Origin of the sequence: Isoptericola sp. F-RaC21 (assembly GCF_038593535.1) — a bacterium.
In the GTDB taxonomy this organism is placed as follows: Bacteria; Actinomycetota; Actinomycetes; order Actinomycetales; family Cellulomonadaceae; genus Isoptericola.
Genome location: NZ_JBCFYX010000001.1, coordinates 798,405 through 820,765, shown reverse-complemented (window position 1 = coordinate 820,765; position 22,361 = coordinate 798,405). Strand labels below are relative to the sequence as shown.

Here is a 22,361-nt window from a genome sequence, read left to right as displayed (position 1 = left end):
ACGTGTCGGGCGTCTGGGCGCGCGCGACGGACGACGGGGCCGCACCACGGTGGTGCGGCCCCGGTCCGGGCGCTCACAGATGCGTGTACACGTCCTCGAGCGTCAGCCCCTTGGCCAGCATGAGCACCTGCAGGTGGTACAGCAGCTGCGAGATCTCCTCCGCCGCGGCCTCGTCGGTCTCGTGCTCGGCGGCCATCCAGACCTCGGCCGCCTCCTCCACGACCTTCTTGCCGATCGCATGCACGCCGGCGTCCAGCTCGGCCACGGTCCCCGACCCGGCAGGACGGGTCGTGGCCTTCTCGGTCAGCTCGGCGAACAGGGAGTCGAACGTCTTCACCCGCCCAGCCTAGACGCCGGGACCCCGGGCTCCGGGCCGGGTTCCGGTCCTCGGGACGGTGAGTCCTGTGTGTTCAGGACGCTTGGCACACTATTTTTCTGGATGAACTCCCGTCACGGCTCGTGCCGGGTCGACCGGCTCAGTGCGTGTGCGCCGACGCCAGGGCGCGCAGCGCAGCGATCTCCGCCGGGACGTCGTCCGCCCCGTACACCGCCGAGCCCGCCACGAAGACGTTCGCGCCCGCGTCCGCCGCACGGTCGATCGTCTCGCGCGACACTCCGCCGTCCACCTGGATCCACACGTCCAGCCCCGACTCCCCCACCGCCTGCCGGGCGCGCCGGATCTTGGGCAGGGTGCCGTCGATGAACGACTGCCCCCCGAAGCCCGGCTCGACGGTCATGACGAGGATCATGTCGATCTCCCCGAGCAGGTCGAGGAACGGCTCCACGGGCGTCGCGGGGCGCAGCGCGACCCCCGCCCGCGCCCCCAGGCGCCGCAGCTCCCGCGCGAGCCGGACCGGGGCGGTGGCGGCCTCGGCGTGGAACGTCACCGACGCGGCGCCCGCCTCCGCGTACGCGGGCGCCCAGCGGTCCGGGTCCTCGATCATCAGGTGCGCGTCCAGCGGCACGGGCGAGATCTGTGCCAGGCGCTCGAAGACCGGCAGGCCCAGCGTGAGGTTCGGCACGAAGTGGTTGTCCATGACGTCCACGTGGGCGTAGTCGGCGGTGGCGATGGCGCCCAGGTCGCGCTCGAGGTTCGCGAAGTCGGCCGACAGGATGCTCGGGTTGATCAGCGCAGGCATGCGCCCAGCGTAGGCGGCACAGCCACTACGCTCGCCCCGTGGCAGCCCTCCCCTCCCCCGCAGCACGCCCGGCCGAGCTCGCCGCGACCGGGCCGGTCGTGCGCGCCGCGACGACCGACGACCTGCCCGCGGTCGCCCGGATCCTCGAGCCCTACGTGCTGCGGACGGCCGTGACGTTCGACGAGACCCCGCCCTCGGCCGACGCCTGGGCCGCCCGGTTCACGGACCTCGCGGCCCGCGGCCTGCCGTTCCTCGTCGCCGAGGACGCCGGCGACGTCGTCGGGTACGCGTACGCCACGCCGTGGCGTCCCAAGGCGGCCTACCGGTACACCGTCGAGGACTCCGTCTACCTCGCGCCCGGGGCGCAGGGCCGCGGGGTCGGGACCCTGCTGCTGTCGGCGCTGCTCGACGCCTGTGCGCTGGTCGGAGTGCGGCAGGTGGTCGCCGTCGTGGCCGACGACCCCGCCGCGGCCGGGTCGATCCCCCTGCACCGTCGGCTCGGCTTCGAGGTCGCCGGCGTGCTGCGCGACGTCGGCGTCAAGCACGGCCGCAGCGTGAGCACCACGCTGCTGCAGCGCACGCTCGCCTGACCGCCCCGCCGAAGCCGCCGGCGCGCTCAGGCCGTGCGGCGCAGCAGCGTGAGGTGCATCGCGTCGGTGCCGTGCACGTGCGGCCACAGCTGGACGTCCAGCCCGTGCGCGCCGCCGTCGTCGGCCCCCAGGTCGATCTCCGCCCCGGGCACCAGCGCGGCGCGCAGCGCCGCCCGGGCGTCGACCCGCTCCGCACCGCCGCGACGGCGCAGCACGTCGTCGACCACGAGCCGCGTCTCGGCGAGGTGGGGCGAGCACGTCACGTAGGCCACGAGTCCGCCGGGCCGCACGGCGTCGAGCGCGGACGTGAGCAGCTCGCGCTGCAGCACGGTGAGCGTGCCCAGGTCGGCCGGCGTGCGGCGCCAGCGCGACTCCGGACGACGGCGCAGGGCGCCGAGCCCGGTGCACGGCGCGTCGACGAGCACCCGGTCGTACGCGGCGGGCTCGTCGGCACCGACCTCCCGGCCGTCGCCCGTGCGCACCCGCTCGACGACGCCGTCCGGCACGGCGCGCAGGGCGCGCTCGACCAGCCGGGCGCGGTGCGGCTGGACCTCGTTGGCCACCAGGGTGGCGCCCCGCTCCCCCGCGAGCGCCGCGAGGAGCGCGGCCTTGCCGCCCGGCCCGGCGCACAGGTCGAGCCAGCGGGCGTCGGCGCCCTCCAGGGGCGCTCCCGCGAGCGCGAGGGTGACGAGCTGGGATCCCTCGTCCTGCACGCCCGCGCGGGCGTCCGCGACGGCGGGCAGGGCGGCGGGGTCGCTCCCTGCGGCGAGGACGAGCGCGGTGGGCGCCCAGCGGCCGGGCTCGAGGCGCACGTCGGCGTCGCGGGCCTGGTCCCGCAGGGCGCCGGCGTCGGCGAGGCCGGGGCGCGCGACGAGCGTCACCCGGGGGGCGGTGTTGTCGGCGTCGAGCAGGTCGACGATCTCGTCGGGGCTGCGGCCGTGGCCCGCGAGCGCCTCCCGCAGGGCGCGGGCGATCCACACGGGGTGCGACCCGGCCGTCGCGAGGCCCGTCGTGGGGTCGGGCGCCTCCTCGGTGAGGCGGGCGAGCCAGTCCTCGAGCGGGGTGCGCCCGACGGCGCGCAGGACGGCGTTGACCATCTGGGCGGGCCCTGCGCCCACGCGGTCGCGGGCGAGCGCGACGGTCTCGGAGACGGCGGCGTGGGAGGGCACGCGCATGCCCAGGAGCTGGTGGGCTCCCAGGCGGAGGACGTCGAGCACCTCGGGGTCGAGCTGGTCCAGCGGGCGGGTCACGCAGTGCGCGAGGACGGCGTCGTAGCGCCCGCGCAGGCGCAGCGTGCCGTAGGCGAGCTCGGTGGCGAACGCGGCGTCCCGGCCGGCGATGCGGCGCTCGCGCAGCAGGGGCGGCAGGACGAGGTTGGCGTAGGCGTCGGAGCCGTCGACCTGGCGCAGGACGTCGTAGGCGGCGGTGCGGGCGGGGTCGGTGCGGCGGCGGCGCTGGCCGGGCGCCTGGGCGCTGCGCTGCGCGTCGCCCCGGGATCGGGCGGCGCCGCGCTGGCGGCCCTTGCTGTCGCGGTGGTCGTCCCGGCGGGGTGCGCGGTCGCGGCGGTCGGCGCTCATCGGGCGTCCTGCCCGAGGCGCAGGTCGGCGTCGTCGGTGTCACCGGTGAAGAGACCGCGGGCGCCGCGGGCCCAGTCGGCGGCGGGCATCGGCTTCTTGCCGACGGGCTGCACGTGCCCGAGCTCGACGGCGTACGTCGCGGTCCCCACGAGGACCTCCTTCTTGCCGGGGCGCACCTGGCCGGGGGCGAGGTCGGTCACCTCGGGCCGGGGGGTGACGGGGCCGAGCCCGAGGCGGGCACCGGGGGCGGCGTCGGGGCCCGGCGTGGACGGCAGGGTGGTCCACGCCCCGGGTGCGGGCGTGACCGCCCGGATGCGGCGGTCGACGGCGAGGGCGGGGTCGTCCCACCGGACGCGGGCGTCGTCGGTCGTGACCTTGGGGGCGAGCGAGGCGCCGTCGGCGGGCTGCGGCTGCGGGACGAGCGTGCCGTCCTCGAGGGCGTCGAGGGTGGCGACGAGCAGGCCCGCGCCGCTCGTGGCGAGCCGGCCGAGGAGGTCGCCGGAGGTGTCGCGGGGTCGGATGGTCTCGGTGGCGGTGCCGAGCACCGGGCCGGTGTCCATGCCCTCGTCGAGGAGGAACGTGGTGGCGCCGGTGACCTCGTCGCCGGCGAGCACGGCGTGCTGGACGGGGGCGGCGCCGCGCCAGGCGGGCAGCACGGAGAAGTGCAGGTTGACCCAGCCGAGCCGCGGGACGGCCAGCACGTCGGGGCGCAGCAGGTGCCCGTACGCCACGACGGGCGCGGCGTCGACGTCGAGCTCCCGCAGGCGGGCGAGGAACTCCTCCCCGCGGGGTCGCTCGGTCAGGACGGGGATCCCTGCCTCCTCTGCCGCGAGGCGGACCGGGCTGGGCACGAGCCTGCGGCCCCGCCCGGCCGGCGCGTCGGCCCGGGTCAGGACCGCCACGACCTCGTGGCGCGACGCCAGCAGGGCGCGCAGGGACGGGACGGCGGGTTCGGGGGTTCCGGCGAAGAGCAGGCGCACCAGCCGATCGTAGTCGGGCCGCGGCGCGCCGAGCCCGCGAGCGCCGTTCCCCGCCCAGGAGGCGTGCGGCAGGATGCCGCCATGCCCGAGACACGTGCGCCGTCGTTCGTCGTCCGCCCTGCCGTGCCGGACGACGCGGCGGGGTGCGCTCTCGTGCACCACACGTCGTGGAAGGAGACGTACTCCGCGCTGCTGCCTGCCGCGCACTGGGAGACGGACACCCTGGAGCGGCGCACGGCGGGGTGGCGGCGGGAGCTCGACGGGGGTGCGGTCGTGGCGGTGGCGGAGTCCGGAGGCCGGGTCGTCGGTCTCGCGATCGGCGGCCCGGGGCGCGCCATGAGCGGCCACGCCCCCGTGCGGGAGCGCGAGCTGTGGTCCCTGTACGTGCTGGCGGCCCGTCACGGCACGGGGGTCGGCCAGTCGCTGCTGGACGCCGTGATCTCCCCCGGGGTCCCCGCGCAGCTGTGGGTGGCCGAGGAGAACCCGCGGGCACGACGGTTCTACGCGCGCAACGGCTTCCTGCCCGACGGCGCCCGGCACGTCGACGAGGCGCACGGCATCGCGTCGGTCCGGCTGGTGCGCTGACGCCGGACGGGCTCAGGCGTGGTCGGCCGGGGGCAGGCCGTACGTCCGGAGCGCTCGCCGCAGGGCGTCGGTGTCGGTGAACCTGACCCCGTGGAAGCCCAGGTCACGCGCGGCCGCGACGTTGGCGGTGCTGTCGTCGACGAAGACGGCGCGGCCGGGGTCGACGCCGTGCACGGTCGCCAGGTGCCGGAAGATCGCCGGGTCGGGCTTGGCGAGCCCCACCCGTCCGGAGACGACGACGGCGTCCATGAGCGTGGTCGCGGGCGCGGCGTCCGCTGCGTGGTGGAACAGCTCGGCGGACCAGTTGGTGAGCCCGACCAGGCGCACGCCCGCGGCGCACAGCTCGGCGACCAGGTCGGCGGACCCGGCGACGGGGCCCGTGAGCGTGCCGGCGAAGTGCGCCACGTACTCGTCCAGCAGGGGCACGAGGTGGGGCCGGTCCGCGAGCGCCGCCCGCGCGTCGGCCCAGCTGCGCCCGGCGTCCTGGGCGTGGTTGAACGCCGGGAAGTCGATCTCCGCCATCCAGGCGTCCACCTCGGCGTGCGTGCGGTCGGGGAACGCGCCGTACGGGTCCCAGCCGACCAGGACGTTGCCGAAGTCGTACACGACGGTGTCGACGGACGGGTCGCCGGACTGGTTCTCGGACGGGCTGTCGGACGGGGGCGCGTCGGTCATCAGAGCATCTCCTTGGGGTCGACCTGCACGCGGACGCTGCCGCCCTCCCGCCGGGCGGAGCGGACGGCGAGGGAGGCCCGCAGCTGCGCGGCGAGCTCGCCGCCCTGCGCGAGGGGGACGCGCAGCACGGTGCGCACCTGCGGCTCGAGGGTGGCGCCGCGCCGCGGGTCGGCATCGGGCTGCTCCACGGGCCCGAGGACGGTGTCCGGGCCGGCCAGCGCGACCCTGCCGACGACGGCGTCCACGGCGCCCCGGTCGCCGGTGACCGCCGCGACCCGGACGGCGGGCGGCAGGGCGAGCTCGCGGCGCTCGGCGAGCTCGCGGTCGGCCAGCCCGCCCGGGTCGTAGCGCACCAGGGCGCCGGTCGGCGCGGGGGCGGCGTCCCCCACGAGGAGCACCTGCCCGCCGGTGCGGGCGGGGTGCACGAGGGCGGCGGCGGCCAGCCACCGGTGCAGGGCCTCCGTGGCGGTGGCGAGCCCGGTGCCTGCGGTCGCCACCGCGGCGTCCAGCAGCAGGGCGACCGCGTAGCCGCCGTCGGCGACGGGCTCGGCGCCCGGGGTGGCGACGACGAGCGCCGGCTCGGGCCCGACGCGGTCGAGCACTCCCCCCGGCGCGGAGGACGCGGACACCCGCACCGGGGTGCCGGCGAACGCGCGGCCGAGCTCCTCCGCGGTGCGGTCCGACCCGACGCGGACGGCGCGCAGCCGGGTGTCGCCGCACTCCTCGCAGCGCCAGCCGCCGGCGAGGCGACCGCACCAGGAGCACTGGGGGGCGCCGCCGGCGCGGGGCATGCCGAGGGGGCCGTGGCAGGCGCCGCACCGGGCGGCGGTGCGGCAGCGGGCGCACGCGACGACGGGCAGGTAGCCGGTGCGGGGCACCTGCACGAGGACGGGGCCGCGGGCCAGGCCGTCGCGGGCGGCCCGCCACGCGGCGGTGGGCAGCCGGGCGGCCGCCCCCGGCCCCTCGGCGGCGAGCTCGACCGACGTGAGCGCGCGCACGCGCGGGGCGCGGGACCGCAGCACGTCGCGGGGCGCGGCGATCTCCCGCGCCCACCCGGCGGCCAGCAGGGCCTGGGCCTGCACGGTGCGCCCCGGGGACGCGAGCAGGTAGGCCGCGTCCTCGAGGTCGCTGCGCAGGGCGAGCACGTCGCGTGCGTGCGGGTAGGGGGCGTGCGGCTCCGCGAGCGTGTCCTCGCCGTCCCCCCAGAGCACGACGAGCCCGAGGTCCGGCACGGGGGCGAACATGGCGGCCCGCGTGCCGACGACGACGTCCGCGAGCCCGTGCCGGGCGCGCAGGAACGCCCGGTAGCGCGGGGCGGGCCCGTCGTCGGCCAGGAGGCGCACGACGTCATCGACCCCGGCCTCGGCGAGCGCCACCACGACGCGCTCGACGTCGCGCGCGTCCGGGGCCACCACGAGGACGCGGCGACCCCCGGCGACCGTGGCGCGGGCCGCCTGCGCCACGGCGGCCGCCCAGTGCGGCACGTGGGCCGGCCCGTCCCCGGCAGGCGGCGCGAGCCCGGGCAGCGGCGTCCAGACGGCGCGAGGTGCCTGCCCCGCCAGCACGTGCCGGCAGAACGCCTCCCCACCCAGGTAGGAGGACCACGCCGCGGTGGACCCGGCCGTGACGGGGCGCACGGGTCGCGGCTCGTCCCGGCCCTCCGCGGTGCCCCGGGACCCGTCCTCAGCGCCCTCAGGAGCGCCGTCAGAAGCGCCCTGGAGGCCCTCCGGGGCCTCACCGGGCACCCCCGGGTCCGGCTCGTCGTCGGGGCGCGTCAGAGCGGCGAGCACCTCCTTCTCGACGCGCGCGTGCCGCGGCGGCACCGCGAGGCGCAGCACGTCGGCGAGCGTGCCCGCGTACCGGTCGGCGACCGCGCGGGCCAGGCGCAGGACCGGCTCCGACAGCACCGGGTCGCCCGAGACCACCCGCTTGAGCGGCACGAGCCGCCCGTCGTGGTCGGACGTCTCCCGACGCTCCACCACGTACCCCGCCACCTCCTGCGGGCCGAACCTCGCGCGCACCCGGACCCCGGGCTGCGCGTCGTCGGCCATCGGGGCCGGCACCAGGTAGTCGTACGGGCGGTCCAGGTGCGCGGGCTGCAGGTCGAGCACCACCCGGGCGACGGGCAGCTCCTCGGCCACGGGCGTCGCGCCCAGGGCGGCCTTGCCGCTCTTCCCGGTCTTGCGGCGCCCCTTCGACCCGGCGTCGCGCGGGGCCGGGACGTCGTCGAGCCCGAGCAGCGCGGGCTGCTCGGGCTCGGGGGTCTCAGTCACGAGGCCATCCCATCACGCGCCGCCCACGAGCTGGCACCGCCCCCACGGGGAGCGACGGCGACGAGACGCGGCGTACCGGTCAGGCGAGAACCGTGAGACGGAGGTAGAGCGTGGCGGCAAGGTTCCTTCGCGCGGACGTATCCCTCCCGAAGTGGAGGGCGCCCTGGCGCCCGTGAACGCGTCCGCGCGAAGGAACCTTGCCGCCACGCGGCCGCGACTCGACCCGTCGACCAGCGGGACGGGTCTCGACAGGCTCGACCAGCGGGACGGCGTCAGACGGCGGCGCGCAGCGCGTCGACGCGGTCCGTGCGCTCCCACGTGAACCCGGGCAGGTCGCGCCCGAAGTGCCCGTAGGCGGCGGTCGCCGCGTACACCGGCCGCAGGAGGTCGAGGTCGCGGATGATCGCGGCGGGGCGCAGGTCGAAGACGGCCTCGATCGCGGCGGCGATGCGCTCGGTGGGCGCCGTCTCCGTGCCGAACGTCTCGACGTACAGACCCACCGGGTGAGCCTTGCCGATCGCGTAGGCGACCTGCACCTCGCACCGGCGCGCCAGCCCGGCCGCGACGACGTTCTTCGCCACCCACCGCATCGCGTACGCGGCGGAGCGGTCCACCTTCGACGGGTCCTTGCCGGAGAACGCTCCGCCGCCGTGGCGGGCCATGCCGCCGTACGTGTCGACGATGATCTTGCGGCCGGTGAGGCCCGCGTCGCCCTGCGGACCGCCGACGACGAACTTGCCGGTCGGGTTGACGATGAGGCGCGCGCCCGCCGTCTCGACGCCCGTCTCCCGGGCCACCTGGTCCAGCACCGGGGCGATGACGACGTCGGCGACCTCGCGCTGGAGCTTCTCCTGCACGATGTCGGCGTCGTGCTGGGTGGACAGCACCACGGTGTCGATCCGCACCGGCCGGTCGCCGTCGTACGCGACCGTCACCTGGGTCTTTCCGTCCGGGCGCAGCCCGGGCAGCTCGCCCGACCGGCGCACGGCGGACAGCCGCTCGGCGAGCCGGTGCGACGTCCAGATGGGCAGCGGCATCAGCGACGGCGTCTCGTCCGTGGCGTAGCCGAACATCAGGCCCTGGTCGCCCGCGCCCTGCGCGTCGAGGGGGTCGCGGTCGAGGCCCGGTCCGGAGGCGTCGTCGCGCTCCTCGAGGCTCTTGTCGACACCCTGCGCGATGTCGGGCGACTGCTGCCCGATCGACACCGACACGCCGCAGGAGTCGCCGTCGAAACCGATCGCCGACGACGTGTAGCCGATGCGGCGCACGACCTCGCGCACGATCTGCGGGATCTCCACGTACGCGTCGGTGGTGACCTCGCCCGCCACGTGCACGAGTCCCGTGGTCACCATCGTCTCCACCGCCACGCGCGAGCGCGGGTCCTGGGCGAGCAGCGCGTCCAGGATGGCGTCGGAGATCTGGTCGCACACCTTGTCCGGGTGGCCCTCGGTCACGGACTCGGACGTGAAGAGGCGCAGCGCATCGGTCATGGCGGACAGCCTACGGGCACCGGCTCGCCGCACCAGGCCCCCGAGACCGGAAAAGTCTCACATGCTGGGGTGAATCTCAGATGGCGGACAGGGCCTTGCTCGCAGCGTCCCAGATCGCGTCCGCGACCTCGCGCTTGGTCCCCGCGGCCTCGGTCACGACCTCGCCGCTCCCGTCGAGCACCGTCACAGCGTTGGTGGCGGCCCCGAAGCCGCGCCCCGAGCCCACCGCGTTCACCGCGAGCAGGTCGGCGCCCTTGCGCCGTGCCTTGCGGCGGCCGTGCTCGAGCACGGACCCCTCGGCGTCGCCCGTCTCGGCCGCGAAGCCGACGACGAGCTGGCCGGGGCGCAGCCGGTCGTGCGCGAGCTCCGCCAGCACGTCCGGGTTCTCCACGAGGGCGATCGGCGCCGGGCCCGTGCCCGGCACCTTCTTGATCTTGGCGTCCGGCACGTCGGCCGGGCGGAAGTCCGCGACGGCCGCGGCCATGACGACGACGTCCGCGTCCGCCGCCCCCGCCCGCACGGCGTCGCGCAGCTCGGCCGTGGTCTCCACGGGGACGACGGCGACGCCCGCCGCCCGCGCGGCCTCGCACACGGCGTCGTCGAGGTTGGCGGCCACCAGCGTGACGTCGGCGCCGCGGGCGCGGGCGGCCTCGGCGAGCGCGGCGCCCTGCCGGCCGCTGGAGCGGTTGCCGATGAAGCGCACCGGGTCGATCGGTTCCCGGGTGCCCCCGGCGGACACGACGACGGTGCGGCCCGCGAGGTCGTCGTCCCGCGCGTCGTCCTCGACCGGCCTGTCGGACCGGGCGGACGAGACGGCCGCGAGGGCGACGCGGGCGATCTCCTCCGGCTCGGGGAGGCGACCCGGGCCTGTGTCGGCGCCGGTGAGGCGGCCGCTGGCCGGCTCGATCACGACCACACCGCGCTCGCGCAGCGTCGCCACGTTCGCGCGGGTGGCGGGGTGCTCCCACATCTCGGTGTGCATGGCGGGCGCCATCACGACCGGGCAGCGGGCGGTCAGCAGCGTCGAGGTGAGCAGGTCGTCCGCCCGCCCCCCGGCGGCCCGGGCGAGCAGGTCCGCCGTGGCGGGCGCCACGACGACGAGGTCGGCGCCCTGCCCGAGCGCGACGTGCGGGACGTGCGCGACGTCCTCAAAGACCTCGTCGGTGACGGGCTCGCCGGACAGCGCCTCGAACGTCGGGGCACCCACGAAGCGCAGCGCCGACGCGGTGGGGATCACGCGGACCGCGTGCCCCTCCTCGCGCAGCAGCCGCAGCAGCAGCACGGCCTTGTACGCGGCGATGCCGCCGCTGACGCCGAGCAGGATCCTCATCGCGCGCTACCTCGTCGCCGCAGGGTGACACCGGTCGCCGACCGGCCTCGGACCGTCAGAAGATGATCAGAAGGTGATCTCGTCGCCGGGCTCGGCGACGGGCTCCGCGGTGGCCTCGGGCTTCTCCTCGACGGGCGTGGAGGTGAGCAGGCCCTGGTTGATCTCGCGCATCGCGATGGAGAGCGGCTTCTCCTGGTTGCGGGTCTCGACCAGCGGGCCCACGTTCTCGAGCAGGCCCTCGTTGAGCTGCGAGTAGTAGGCGTTGATCTGCCGGGCGCGCTGGGACGCGTACAGCACCAGGCCGTACTTCGAGTCGGTGCGCTCGAGGAGCTCGTCGATGGGCGGGTCGGTGATGCCGATGGGCTGGGCCACGGTTCCGGCCATGGGTCACACTCCAGAAAGTTCGGTGACGGATTCGCTGACGGCCGCGGTGACGCGATGTCAGGGGGGTCAGCGGTCCATCCTACCCGCGCTCGGGCGCTGACCTGCAGTCGGTGGCCTACAGCGCGACCCGGCGCGTGGCCGACGTCACGCCCATCACCCGCGCGAGCCGGTCCGTGGCGTGCGTGACGTCGTCGTTGACGATCGTCACGTCGAACTCCGCCTCCGCGGCGAGCTCGGTCCGGGCCGTGCGCAGACGCCGCTCGCGCTCCTCGGAGTCCTCGGTGCCCCGGCCTACGAGGCGGCGCACGAGCTCGTCGAAGCTCGGCGGGGCGAGGAACACGAACTGCGCGGCGAGACCCATCGCCTCGACGGCCTCGCGCACCTGCCGCGCCCCCTGCAGGTCGATCTCCAGCAGGGTGGGCACGCCGGCGGCGAGGTGCTCCTCGACCGGGCCGCGCGGCGTGCCGTACCGGTGCCTGCCGTGCACCACGGCCCACTCCAGCATCTGCCCCTCGGCGACCATCCGGTCGAACTCCTCGGGCGACACGAACAGGTAGTGCACGCCGTGCACCTCGCCGGGACGCGGGGGCCGCGTCGTCGCCGACACCGACAACCACACCTGCGGGTACCGCGCGCGGACGTCGGCCGAGACGGTGCCCTTGCCGACCGCCGTCGGGCCGGCGAGGACGGTCAGTCGAGCCGGCTCCGATGCTGCGGCGTCGCCGACGGGGACGTCGACGGGCGCGGTGACGGATGCTCCCTGCGGTGCCGGACGGCCGGCGGGTGGTGCGGAAATGTCAGCCAAACCTCTCGATGAGCGCCGAAGCCTGGTGCGGCCCGAGGCCGCGGACCCGGCGGGTCTCGGCGATCCCGATCTCCTCCATGATCGCCCGGGCCTTCACCTTACCGACCCCGGGGAGCGACTCGAGCAGCGAGACGACCTTGAGCTTGCCCACGACGTCGTCCTTCTGCCCCTGCTCGATCACGTCCTTGAGAGAGCCCTGGGAGTACTTCAACCGGTTCTTGATCTCCGCGCGGACGCGCCGAGCCTCGGCCGCCTTCTCGAGAGCCGCAGCACGCTGTTCCGGGGTGAGAGGGGGGAGAGCCACGCAAGTCACCTACTCTGTCGGTCCGCCTGATGAGGGAACTGCTCCCTCGAAAGTAGCCACGACCTGCGAAGGCGGCAATCCGTAGCGCAGGTCCGACCGCCCGCCGACCGGGAGGAAAGCGGCATTCGGGTCAGCGCATCGTCGCAGGTCGCGCGACCGCGCGAAAATGCCTCCTCCCGCCCGTGCCCCGCGACCTACCGTCGGGGCATGTCATCCGACCCGATCACGACACCGGACGCCGCCGCGGACGGCTGGTTCCCGGAGAGCGTCGCGGCCGCCTACGACACGTCCGGCGACCGCGAGTTCGACCCGGCGGTCGTCGCCCGCACCGTCGACGTGCTCGCCGGCCTCGCGGGCGACGGCGCCGCCCTCGAGCTCGCGGTCGGCACGGGCCGCGTCGCCGCGCCGCTCGCGCTGCGCGGCGTGCCCACCCACGGCATCGAGCTGTCGCGCGCGATGGCGGCGCGCGTCGCGGACAAGCCCGGCGGCGACCGGGTGGCCGTGACGATTGGCGACATGACCACCACCCGCGTGCCCGGCGAGTTCGCCGTCGCCTACCTCGTGCTCAACACGATCGGGAACGTCACGACGCAGGACGGCCAGGTGGACTGCTTCCGCACCGCGGCGGCCCACCTGCGCCCCGGCGGGCACTTCGTGGTCGAGGTCGGGGTGCCGCCCCTGCGGCGGATGCCGCCCGGCCAGGACACGGTGCCGTTCACGGTCGCGCCCGACGACGCCGGCGGCGGGTACGTGGGCTTCGACCGGCTCGACGTGGTCACCCAGCGGTTCACGTCGAACCACGTGACCGTCGGGCCCGACGGCACGGGCCGGTTCCGGTGGCTGCCGTTCCGGTACGTGTGGCCGGCCGAGCTGGACCTCATGGCGAGGATCGCCGGGATGCGGCTCGTGCACCGCTGGGAGGACTGGGACCGCGCGCCGTTCACCGCCGAGAGCGAGCGGCACGTGTCCGTCTGGCAGGTGCCGCCCGCTCCCTGACCGGTCCGTTCCCGAGACGCGCGAAGGGCCGCACCGGTGGGTGCGGCCCTTCGCCCGTGCCCGGAGGTCAGCCCCGCAGCGCGGCGCGCGCGTCCGCGACGGCGGCCGCCGCGGCCTGGCGCAGCCCGTCGGCGTCCGGGCCGGCGGCGAGGACGCCGCGGGAGGACGACGCCAGCACGTGGCGGCGCGCGGCACCGAAGACCGCAGCGAGCTCCCGCTCCCCCGCGCCCTGCGCCCCCACGCCCGGCGCGAGCAGCGGGCCGTTCACCGCGACCAGGTCCGTCCCGGTCTCCCGGGCGGCGTCCCCGACCGTGGCGCCGACGACGAGACCCACCGAGCCCATCGGGTCGGCCCCGGCGTTCAGCACGGCCGCCTGGGCGGCGACCGACGCCGCGACGCTCACGCCGTCGGGCCCGACGGCGTGCTGCACCTCGTGGCCCTCCTTGTTGGAGGTGAGGCACAGCACGAAGATGCCCCGCCCGGTGCGGGCGGCCAGCTCGGCGGCCGGCGCGAGCGAGCCGAAGCCGAGGTACGGCGACACCGTCACGGCGTCGCCCGCGAGCGGGGAGCCGTCCGCGAGGAAGGCGTCCGCGTACGCGCCCATCGTCGAGCCGATGTCGCCGCGCTTGGCGTCGACGATCGTCAGCGTGCCCACGGACCGCGCCGCCGCGATGACGTCCTCCAGAGCGGCCACCCCGGCGGAGCCGTGCCGCTCGAAGAACGCCGCCTGCGGCTTGAACGCCGCGACCCGCCCGCCGAGGGCGTCCACGACGCGCAGCCCGAACTCGCGCACGCCGGCGGCGTCGTCGCCCAGCCCCCAGGCCCCCAGGAGCGAGGCGTGCGGGTCGATGCCCACGCACAGCGGGCCGTGGGCGTCCATCGCCGCGGCGAGGCGGGCGCCGAACGGCACGGTCGCGGCGCTCACGCCGTCACCCCCGCCGGCGCCACGAGGCCGAGGCGCTCGCGCGTCGCCGCCGTGTGCTCCTGCAGGCTCGCGACGTCGAACGGGCCGCCGCGCACCGCCTCGATGCCCTGCACCGCCGCGGCGAGCTGGTCCACCGTCGTGATCATCGGCTTGTCGGCCGCCGTCGTGGCGGCGCGGATCTCGTAGCCGTCGGCGCGCGCGCCCTGCCCGGACGGCGAGTTGACCACGAGGTCCACCTCGCCGTCGGTGATGAGGTCGACGATCGTCGGCTCCCCGTCGGCGCCGCGGCCCTCGGAGAACTTCCGCACCACCGTGCTGCCGATGCCGTTGCGGCGCAGCACCTGCGCCGTGCCGGAGGTGGCGAGCACCTCGAAGCCCAGCTCGGCGAGCCGCTTCACCGGGAAGATGATCGAGCGCTTGTCGCGGTCGGCGACCGACACGAACACCCGGCCCGCGGTGGGCAGCCCGCCGAACGCGGCGGCCTGCGACTTGGCGAAGGCGTGCGGGAAGTCCTTGTCGAAGCCCATGACCTCGCCGGTGGAGCGCATCTCCGGGCCGAGCACCGTGTCGACGACCTGACCCTCCGCGGTGCGGAACCGCTTGAAGGGCAGCACGGCCTCCTTGACGGCCAGCGGCGCCCCGAGGTCGAGCGTGCCGCCGTCGCCCTCGGCCGGCAGGACGCCGGCCGCGCGCAGCTCGGCGATCGACTCGCCGACCATCACCCGCGCCGCGGCCTTGGACATCGAGGTGCCCGTCGCCTTGGACACGAACGGCACCGTGCGCGACGCGCGCGGGTTCGCCTCGAGCACGTAGAGGACGTCCGAGACGAGCGCGTACTGCACGTTGAGCAGGCCGCGCACGCCCACGCCCTTCGCGATCGCCTCCGTCGAGCGGCGGATGCGCTCGATCTCGGCGGTCGACAGGGACACCGGCGGCAGCACGCAGGCCGAGTCGCCGGAGTGGATGCCGGCCTCCTCGATGTGCTCCATGACGCCGCCGAGGAACATCTCCTCGCCGTCGTACAGCGCGTCGACGTCGATCTCCATCGCGTCGTCGAGGAAGCGGTCGATGAGCAGCGGCGCCGGGAGCAGGCCGCCAGCCGTGCGCTCGTCCGCCGCGGCGGCCTCGAGCGCCCGCTCGACGTACTCGGTGAGCTGCTCCTCGGAGTACACGATCTCCATGCCGCGGCCGCCCAGCACGTACGACGGGCGCACCAGCACGGGGTAGCCGATGGTCTCGGCGACCTCGCGGGCCTGGCCGAGGGAGCGGGCGGTGCCGAACGCGGGCGCCGGCAGGCCGGCGTCGAGCAGCACCTGGCCGAAGATGCCGCGGTCCTCAGCGGCGTCGATGGCCTCCGGCGAGGTGCCGAGGATCGGCACGCCGGCGTCCGCGAGCCGCTGCGCGAGGGCGAGCGGCGTCTGCCCGCCGAGCTGCACGATGACGCCCTTGACCGGCCCGGCGGCGAGCTCGGCCTCGTAGACCTCGAGGACGTCCTCGAAGGTGAGGGGCTCGAAGTAGAGGCGGTCGGACGTGTCGTAGTCCGTCGAGACCGTCTCGGGGTTGCAGTTGACCATCACGGTCTCGTACCGCTCGGACAGGGTCAGGGCGGCGTGCACGCACGAGTAGTCGAACTCGATGCCCTGCCCGATCCGGTTCGGGCCCGAGCCCAGGATGATGACGGCCTCGCGCTCGCGGGGCGCCACCTCGGTCTCCTCGTCGTAGGACGAGTAGTGGTACGGCGTGCGGGCCGCGAACTCGGCGGCGCAGGTGTCGACCGTCTTGTAGACCGGGCGCACCCCCAGCGCGTGCCGCACCTCGCGGACCGTGGCCTCGCCGTTCGGGCCCATGCCGCGCAGGCGCGCGACCTGCACGTCGGACAGGCCGTGCCGCTTGGCGCGGCGCAGCACGTCCTCGGTGAGCGTGGGGCTCGCGGCGACCTCGGCGGCGACCTCGTTCATCAGCAGGATCTGGTCGAGGAACCAGGGGTCGATCTTGGTGGCGTCGAACACCGCCTCGAGCGTCGTGTGCCCGGCGACGACGGCGCGCAGGGCCTGCTGCACGCCGACCATGCGGTGCTCGGTGGGCCGCACGATCTCGGCGAGCAGCTGGTCGAGCTCCGCCCCGGACGGCGCGGCGCCGTCCCAGTGGAACGCGACGCCGCCCTTGTCGATGGACCGCAGCGCCTTGCCGAGCGCCTCGGTGAAGTTGCGGCCCAGGGCCATCGCCTCGCCGACCGACTTCATGGTGGTGGTCAGCGTGGGGTCGGCGGCCGGGAACTTCTCGAACGCGAACCGGGGCACCTTGACGACCACGTAGTCGAGCGTGGGCTCGAAGCTGGCCGGGGTGACGCGCGTGATGTCGTTCGGGATCTCGTCGAGCGTGTAGCCCACGGCGAGCTTGGCGGCGATCTTCGCGATCGGGAAGCCGGTCGCCTTCGAGGCGAGGGCCGACGAGCGCGACACGCGCGGGTTCATCTCGATGACGATGACGCGCCCGGTGTCCGGGTCGACGGCGAACTGGATGTTGCAGCCGCCGGTGTCGACGCCCACCTCGCGGATGACGGCGATGCCGATGTCGCGCAGCTTCTGGTACTCGCGGTCGGTGAGCGTCATCGCGGGGGCGACGGTGACCGAGTCGCCCGTGTGCACGCCGACCGGGTCGACGTTCTCGATCGAGCAGACGACCACGACGTTGTCGTCCTTGTCACGCATCAGCTCGAGCTCGTACTCCTTCCAGCCGAGGATGGACTCCTCGAGGAGCACCTCAGTGGTCGGCGAGTAGTGCAGGCCCTGGCCGACGATGCGGCGCAGGTCCGACTCGTCGTAGGCGAAGCCGGAGCCGAGGCCGCCCATCGTGAAGGACGGGCGCACGACCATCGGGTAGCCGAGGTCGGCGGCCGCCGCGACGGCCTCGTCGACCGTGTGCACGATGACCGACCGGGCCGACTCGCCCCCGCACTTGGCGACGACGTCCTTGAACTGCTGACGGTCCTCGCCCTTCTGGATGGCGGGGATGTTCGCGCCGATGAGCTCGACGTCGTACTGCTCCAGGACGCCGGCCTCGTCGAGGGCGATGGCGGCGTTGAGCGCCGTCTGGCCGCCCAGGGTGGGCAGGAGCGCGTCGGGGCGCTCCTTGGCGATGATCGAGGTGAGCACCTCGGTGGTGATCGGCTCGACGTACGTGGCGTCGGCGAACTCCGGGTCGGTCATGATCGTGGCCGGGTTCGAGTTCACGAGGACGACCCGCAGGCCCTCCTCCTTGAGCACCCGGCAGGCCTGCGTGCCGGAGTAGTCGAACTCGCAGGCCTGGCCGATGACGATCGGGCCGGAGCCGATGACCAGGACGGAGGAGAGGTCGGAACGGCGGGGCATCAGTTCTCCTTCAGCGCGGCCAGCGTGGCGGCGGGGACGGTCACGGGCTCGCGGCTCGTCATGAGCGCGACGAAGCGGTCGAAGAGGTAGGCGCTGTCGTGGGGTCCGGCGGCGGCCTCGGGGTGGTACTGCACGGAGAAGGCGGGCACGTCCAGCGCCGTCAGCCCCTCGACCACCTGGTCGTTGAGGCCGACGTGGGACACGACGACCCGGCCGTAGGCGCGGCCGTCGGTGCGCTCCGCGTCGTGGGGCGCCGTCGACACGGCGTCGAGCGGGGCGTCGACGGCGAAGCCGTGGTTGTGCGCCGTGACCTCGACCTTGCCCGTGGTGCGGTCCATCACCGGCTGGTTGATGCCGCGGTGGCCGTAGCCGAGCTTGTAGGTGCCGTAGCCGAGCGCGCGGCCGAGCAGCTGGTTGCCGAAGCAGATGCCGAAGAACGGGATGCCGCGGTCGAGCACGCCGCGCAGCAGCTCGATCTCGTGCGTGGCCGACGACGGGTCGCCGGGGCCGTTGGAGAAGAACACACCGGTGGGCGAGCCGTCGGTCGGCAGCAGCGCCTCGACGTCGGCGATGGTCGCCGACTGCGGCACGACGTGCACGCGCACGCCGCGCTCGGCGAGCCGGGCCGGCGTCATGGCCTTGATGCCGAGGTCGACCGCCACGACCGTCGCGAGGGGCTCCTGGCCGGCGAAGTCACCCGCGGGCTCGACCACGTACGCCTCGCTCGTGGTCACCTCCGGGGAGAGGTTGGCGCCGGCCATCTGCGGGGAGGCCTGCACCTCGGCGACCAGCTCGGGCACCGACCGCTCGACGAGCGTGCCGCCGGCGACCTCGCGCACCAGCGCGTCGCCGGAGAAGATCCCGGCGCGCATGACGCCCAGCTCCCGCAGGTGCCGGGTGAGCTTGCGGGTGTCGACGTCGCTGATGCCGACGACGCCCTGCGCGGCGAGCTCCGCCTCCAGGGAGCGGTCCGCGCGCCAGGAGGAGACGCGGCGCGCGGGATCGCGCAGCACGTAGCCGGCGACCCAGATCTTGCCCGACTCCGGGTCCTCGTCGTTGATGCCCGTGTTCCCGACGTGCGGGGCGGTCATCACGACGATCTGCCGGTGGTAGGAGGGGTCGGTGAGGGTCTCCTGGTAGCCGGTCATGCCGGTGGAGAAGACGATCTCGCCGAACGTGACGCCCCGGGCGCCGTAGGCGCGGCCGCGCGCGACCGTGCCGTCCTCGAGGACCAGGACGGCGGCGTCCGGGCGAGCGGCGGGGCTCGTGGTGGGGCTGGGGAGAGAGCTGGAGGTCACTGCTCGTCCTTCGGTGCGGGGGCGGAGGTCATGAGGTGGCGCACGGCGTCGACCAGGCGGGAGCGGTCGGGCTCGAGGCGGGTGCGCAGTCCGGTGTCGAGGCCGACGGCGGGCACGTCGTCGCGGGCCGGGTCCTCCCAGCTGACGACGACCAGGCCGTCGGCGCCGACGTACTTGCCGGCCATGCCCGGGGCGAGGCCGACGCCGCGCAGGGCGGCGACGGGCACGAACACGCCGGGGGCGCCGTCGCGCTCGACCAGCACGCCGGCGTCGTGCACGCTCACGTGGGCGGTGGACCGGTCACCGAGGTGGTGGGCACCGACCCGTGCCAGCCAGTCCCCCGCGAGGGTCGAGGAGACGTAGGTGGCGTCGAGCGGGCCCAGGCGCAGGGCGCCGAGATTCTCGGGCACGGCGGGCGGCACGGGCACGGTGTCGCGCGTGCGCGCGGCGAGGCGGCGGCGGCCGGTGAGGACCACCAGCAGGAGCAGGACGCCGATGACGACCCAGATCCCGACCGCCACGGGCATGGGCAGGTTCATCGTGCGCCACCCCGCTCGATCGCCGGCGCAGCGGCATGCCCGACGGGCTCGCCGTCGAGCACGGTGGCGCGGCCGCGCAGGAACGTCGCCACGACGCGACCCGGCAGCTCGCGCCCGGCGAACGGCGTGTTGCCGCTCGCGGTGGCCTGGGCGGCGCCGTCGACCGTGCGGGTGGCGGCCGGGTCGACCAGCGTGAGGTTGGCGGGCTCGCCCACCTCGACCGGCCGGCCGTGGTCGGCGACCCGGCCGATCCGCGCCGGGTTGGCGGACAGGACGCGCGCGACGTCGGCCCAGGTGAGGCGGCCGGTGTCGACCATGGTCTGCTGCACGACCGACAGGGCGGTCTCGAGCCCGGTCATGCCGAACGCGGCGGCGCCCCACTCGCAGTCCTTGTCCTCGCGGGTGTGCGGGGCGTGGTCGGTGGCGACGATGTCGATGGTGCCGTCGGCGAGGCCGGCGCGCACCGCCTCGACGTCCTCGGCGGTGCGCAGCGGCGGGTTCACCTTGTACGTGGGGTCGTAGGTGCGCGCCAGCTCGTCCGTGAGGACCAGGTGGTGCGGCGTCACCTCGGCGGTGACGTCGATGCCGCGGCCCTTGGCCCAGCGCACGATCTCCACCGAGCCGGCCGTCGACAGGTGGCACACGTGGAGGCGCGAGCCGACGTGCTCGGCGAGCAGCACGTCGCGGGCGATGATCGCCTCCTCGGCGACGGCGGGCCAGCCGGCCAGCCCGATCTCCGCGGAGACCACGCCCTCGTTCATCTGGGCGCCCTCGGTGAGGCGCGGCTCCTGCGCGTGCTGAGCGACGACGCCGTCGAACGCCTTGACATACTCCAGCGCGCGGCGCATGAGGATCGGGTCGTGCACGCACTTGCCGTCGTCGGAGAAGACCCGCACGCGCGCGGCCGAGTCGGCCATCGCGCCCAGCTCGGCGAGTCGCTCGCCGCCCAGGCCGACGGTCACGGCGCCGACCGGGTGCACGTCGACCCAGCCCGCCTCCTGGCCCAGGCGCCACACCTGCTCGACGACGCCGGCCGTGTCGGCCACCGGCGACGTGTTCGCCATCGCGTGCACGGCGGTGAAGCCGCCGACCGCGGCGGCGCGCGTGCCGGACGCGACGGTCTCGGCGTCCTCGCGGCCCGGCTCGCGCAGGTGGGTGTGCAGGTCGACCAGGCCGGGCAGGAGCACGTGGCCGTCGGCGTCGATCTCCACGACGTCGTCGCCGGCGGGCACGTCCGCGGCACCGGCGGCCGCGACCTGGGCGATCACGCCGCCCGCCAGGACGACGTCGGCGGGCTCGCCGCCGAGGGGGCGGACCCCGCGCAGCACATAGGTGGTGGTCACAGGGCGGTCCCTTCGGTGGCGGACGTGGAGGTGCCGGACAGCAGCAGGTAGAGCGAGGCCATGCGCACGGCGACGCCGTTGGCGACCTGCTCCACGATGACGGCCCGGTCGGAGTCGGCCGCCTCGGCGGAGATCTCCAGCCCGCGGTTCATCGGTCCGGGGTGCATGACGATCGAGTGCTCCGGCAGCACGGCGAGGCGGCGGCCGTCGAGGCCGAAGTAGCGGGTGTACTCCAGCGGGCTCGGGAAGAAGGCGCCCGCTCCCCCGGACATCCGCTCGCGCTGCACCCGCAGCATCATCACGGCGTCGGGCTGCCAGTCGGCGAGGGTGGCGTCCAGGTCGTAGGACGTGCGGCACGGCCAGGCCTCGACGCCGACGGGCAGGAGCGTGGGCGGCGCGACGAGCGTCACCTCCGCGCCGAGCGTGCGCAGCAGCCACACGTTGGCGCGGGCGACGCGCGAGTGCAGGACGTCGCCCACGATCGCGACCTTGACGCCCGCGAGGTCGGCCCCGACGCCGTCGTCCCCGCCGCGGCGCAGGCCGCCCCCGTGACCGCCGAGGTGCCGGCGGATCGTGTAGGCGTCGAGCAGCGCCTGCGTGGGGTGCATGTGGGTGCCGTCGCCGGCGTTGAGCACGGCGGCGTCGAGCCAGCCCGCGTGCGCGAGCTGGTACGGGGCCCCCGAGGCCCAGTGCCGCACGACGACGGCGTCGGCCCCCATGGCGTGCAGGGTGAGCGCCGTGTCCTTGAGCGACTCGCCCTTCGAGACGCTCGACCCCTTGGCCGAGAAGTTGATGACGTCGGCGGACAGCCGCTTGGCGGCCGTCTCGAACGAGATGCGGGTGCGGGTGGAGTCCTCGAAGAAGAGGTTCACCACGGTGCGGCCGCGCAGCGTCGGCAGCTTCTTGATCTCGCGGGACTGCGTCGCGGCCATCTGCGCGGCGGTGTCCAGGAGCTCGATCGCCTCGTCCTTGGCCAGGTCGGCGGTGGAGAGCAGGTGCCTCATCGGTCGCTCCCTTCGCCCGGGAGGACGGCGCCCGGCTCGCGACCGCTGATCACCACGGCGTCCGTGCCGTCGACCTCGGCGAGCAGGACGCGCACGCGCTCCGTCTGGGCCGTGGGGAGGTTCTTGCCGACGAAGTCGGGGCGGATCGGCAGCTCGCGGTGGCCGCGGTCCACGAGGCACGCGAGCCGGACCGCCTGCGGGCGGCCGAGGTCGCCGATGGCGTCGAGGGCGGCCCGGATGGTGCGGCCGGAGAAGAGGACGTCGTCGACGAGGACGACCGTCTTGCCCTCGATCCCGGCCGCCGGCAGCCGGGTGACGCCGACCGCGCGGGTGGGCTGCCGGCGCAGGTCGTCGCGGTACATGGTGACGTCGAGCTCGCCGAGGTCGCGCTCGGGGTCGAAGGCGGGGTCGATGCTCGCGAGCCGCTGCGCGAGGCGCGCGGCGAGGGTGACCCCGCGGGTCGGGATGCCGAGCAGGACGACGTCCTGGGCCCCCTTGGCGCGCTCGACGATCTCGTGCGCGATGCGGGTGAGGGCACGGGCGACGTCGCTCGCGCCGAGCACGACGGTCCCCTCGGGGACGTCGCGCGGTTCGGGTGTTCCGGGCATGCCGGTGCCAGCAGTCACTGGCGACCTCCTTCTCCGCCTCACGGGACGGTGTTAAAGGGTGTCGTTCTGACGGCCTCCACCCTATCCCTTCGACGGCGGGCGGCCCGTGGGCGTGCCCACGATGCGGGCGCGGCGTGCGTCACAC

At 75.3% G+C, this 22,361-nt stretch carries 21 protein-coding genes; 3 read left to right on the top strand and 18 right to left on the bottom strand.

What is annotated here, in order from left to right; genetic code table 11:
- Nucleotides 1-73: 73 nt before the first annotated feature.
- Both AAG589_RS03815 and rpe read right to left on the bottom strand, forming a co-directional pair.
- Nucleotides 74-337, bottom strand: a complete 264-nt coding sequence (locus AAG589_RS03815) for a phosphoribosyl-ATP diphosphatase (RefSeq protein WP_430565904.1) — start codon at nt 335-337, stop codon at nt 74-76.
- 139 nt (nt 338-476) lie between these two features.
- Entirely contained in the window at nt 477-1,139 is a 663-nt protein-coding gene (gene rpe, locus AAG589_RS03810; protein ID WP_430565903.1) for a ribulose-phosphate 3-epimerase, read from the bottom strand.
- A 38-nt stretch (nt 1,140-1,177) separates the two neighbouring features.
- Here rpe and AAG589_RS03805 point away from each other — a divergent pair, with 38 nt between their 5' ends.
- Nucleotides 1,178-1,729, top strand: coding sequence for a GNAT family N-acetyltransferase (locus AAG589_RS03805; protein WP_430565902.1), 552 nt, complete (start codon nt 1,178-1,180; stop codon nt 1,727-1,729).
- A gap of 26 nt (nt 1,730-1,755) precedes the next feature.
- Here AAG589_RS03805 and AAG589_RS03800 read toward each other — a convergent pair whose 3' ends face one another.
- Together AAG589_RS03800 and fmt are read right to left on the bottom strand one after the other, a co-directional pair.
- Complete coding sequence (locus AAG589_RS03800) at nt 1,756-3,306, bottom strand: RsmB/NOP family class I SAM-dependent RNA methyltransferase (protein WP_430565901.1); 1,551 nt, start codon at nt 3,304-3,306, stop codon at nt 1,756-1,758.
- On the bottom strand, nt 3,303-4,286 hold the full coding sequence (gene fmt / locus AAG589_RS03795) for a methionyl-tRNA formyltransferase (protein WP_430565900.1): 984 nt from the start codon (nt 4,284-4,286) through the stop codon (nt 3,303-3,305). Before fmt ends, AAG589_RS03800 begins: the two co-directional genes overlap by 4 nt.
- 81 nt (nt 4,287-4,367) lie before the next feature.
- On the opposite strand from fmt, the gene AAG589_RS03790 reads away from it, so the two are divergent.
- Nucleotides 4,368-4,871 (top strand): GNAT family N-acetyltransferase, encoded by a 504-nt coding sequence (locus AAG589_RS03790; protein WP_430565899.1) that lies wholly within the window; start codon nt 4,368-4,370, stop codon nt 4,869-4,871.
- A 12-nt stretch (nt 4,872-4,883) separates the two neighbouring features.
- Here AAG589_RS03790 and AAG589_RS03785 read toward each other — a convergent pair whose 3' ends face one another.
- From AAG589_RS03785 to mihF, 7 genes are all read right to left on the bottom strand, one after another.
- Nucleotides 4,884-5,546 (bottom strand): HAD family hydrolase, encoded by a 663-nt coding sequence (locus tag AAG589_RS03785; protein ID WP_430565898.1) that lies wholly within the window; start codon nt 5,544-5,546, stop codon nt 4,884-4,886.
- Nucleotides 5,546-7,819 carry a primosomal protein N' gene (locus AAG589_RS03780; protein ID WP_430565897.1) on the bottom strand — a complete coding sequence of 758 codons (2,274 nt, stop codon included), beginning with the start codon at nt 7,817-7,819 and terminating at the stop codon, nt 5,546-5,548. Before AAG589_RS03780 ends, AAG589_RS03785 begins: the two co-directional genes overlap by 1 nt.
- 272 nt (nt 7,820-8,091) lie before the next feature.
- Nucleotides 8,092-9,309, bottom strand: coding sequence for a methionine adenosyltransferase (metK, locus tag AAG589_RS03775; protein WP_430565896.1), 1,218 nt, complete (start codon nt 9,307-9,309; stop codon nt 8,092-8,094).
- 76 nt (nt 9,310-9,385) lie between these two features.
- Nucleotides 9,386-10,639, bottom strand: a complete 1,254-nt coding sequence (gene coaBC, locus AAG589_RS03770; RefSeq protein WP_430565895.1) for a bifunctional phosphopantothenoylcysteine decarboxylase/phosphopantothenate--cysteine ligase CoaBC — start codon at nt 10,637-10,639, stop codon at nt 9,386-9,388.
- Between the two features lie 66 nt (nt 10,640-10,705).
- Nucleotides 10,706-11,023 (bottom strand): DNA-directed RNA polymerase subunit omega, encoded by a 318-nt coding sequence (gene rpoZ / locus AAG589_RS03765; RefSeq protein WP_430565894.1) that lies wholly within the window; start codon nt 11,021-11,023, stop codon nt 10,706-10,708.
- Between the two features lie 115 nt (nt 11,024-11,138).
- Nucleotides 11,139-11,717, bottom strand: coding sequence for a guanylate kinase (gene gmk, locus AAG589_RS03760; RefSeq protein WP_430566224.1), 579 nt, complete (start codon nt 11,715-11,717; stop codon nt 11,139-11,141).
- A gap of 103 nt (nt 11,718-11,820) precedes the next feature.
- A complete protein-coding gene (mihF, locus tag AAG589_RS03755; protein ID WP_380323750.1) occupies nt 11,821-12,132 on the bottom strand; it encodes an integration host factor, actinobacterial type in 312 nt (103 codons plus the stop codon).
- Nucleotides 12,133-12,339: 207 nt separating this feature from the next.
- Here mihF and AAG589_RS03750 point away from each other — a divergent pair, with 207 nt between their 5' ends.
- Nucleotides 12,340-13,128: a class I SAM-dependent DNA methyltransferase gene (locus tag AAG589_RS03750; protein ID WP_430565893.1), complete on the top strand. Its 789-nt coding sequence runs from the start codon at nt 12,340-12,342 to the stop codon at nt 13,126-13,128.
- Between the two features lie 67 nt (nt 13,129-13,195).
- Here the strand turns inward: AAG589_RS03750 and pyrF are convergent, their stop codons facing one another.
- Genes pyrF through pyrR form a run of 7 tightly spaced genes read right to left on the bottom strand, consistent with a single transcriptional unit; the run spans nt 13,196 to nt 22,234 of the window.
- Complete coding sequence (gene pyrF / locus AAG589_RS03745; RefSeq protein ID WP_430565892.1) at nt 13,196-14,053, bottom strand: orotidine-5'-phosphate decarboxylase; 858 nt, start codon at nt 14,051-14,053, stop codon at nt 13,196-13,198.
- Entirely contained in the window at nt 14,050-17,424 is a 3,375-nt protein-coding gene (carB, locus tag AAG589_RS03740; protein ID WP_430565891.1) for a carbamoyl-phosphate synthase large subunit, read from the bottom strand. The genes pyrF and carB overlap by 4 nt, the downstream gene beginning before the upstream one ends.
- Nucleotides 17,424-18,722 (bottom strand): glutamine-hydrolyzing carbamoyl-phosphate synthase small subunit, encoded by a 1,299-nt coding sequence (gene carA, locus AAG589_RS03735; RefSeq protein ID WP_430565890.1) that lies wholly within the window; start codon nt 18,720-18,722, stop codon nt 17,424-17,426. The genes carB and carA overlap by 1 nt, the downstream gene beginning before the upstream one ends.
- Nucleotides 18,719-19,261 carry a PH-like domain-containing protein gene (locus AAG589_RS03730; protein ID WP_430565889.1) on the bottom strand — a complete coding sequence of 181 codons (543 nt, stop codon included), beginning with the start codon at nt 19,259-19,261 and terminating at the stop codon, nt 18,719-18,721. Before AAG589_RS03730 ends, carA begins: the two co-directional genes overlap by 4 nt.
- A complete protein-coding gene (locus tag AAG589_RS03725; protein ID WP_430565888.1) occupies nt 19,258-20,604 on the bottom strand; it encodes a dihydroorotase in 1,347 nt (448 codons plus the stop codon). The genes AAG589_RS03730 and AAG589_RS03725 overlap by 4 nt, the downstream gene beginning before the upstream one ends.
- Entirely contained in the window at nt 20,601-21,608 is a 1,008-nt protein-coding gene (locus tag AAG589_RS03720) for an aspartate carbamoyltransferase catalytic subunit (RefSeq protein ID WP_430565887.1), read from the bottom strand. Before AAG589_RS03720 ends, AAG589_RS03725 begins: the two co-directional genes overlap by 4 nt.
- Entirely contained in the window at nt 21,605-22,234 is a 630-nt protein-coding gene (gene pyrR / locus AAG589_RS03715; RefSeq protein ID WP_446719668.1) for a bifunctional pyr operon transcriptional regulator/uracil phosphoribosyltransferase PyrR, read from the bottom strand. Before pyrR ends, AAG589_RS03720 begins: the two co-directional genes overlap by 4 nt.
- Nucleotides 22,235-22,361 lie beyond the last annotated feature (127 nt).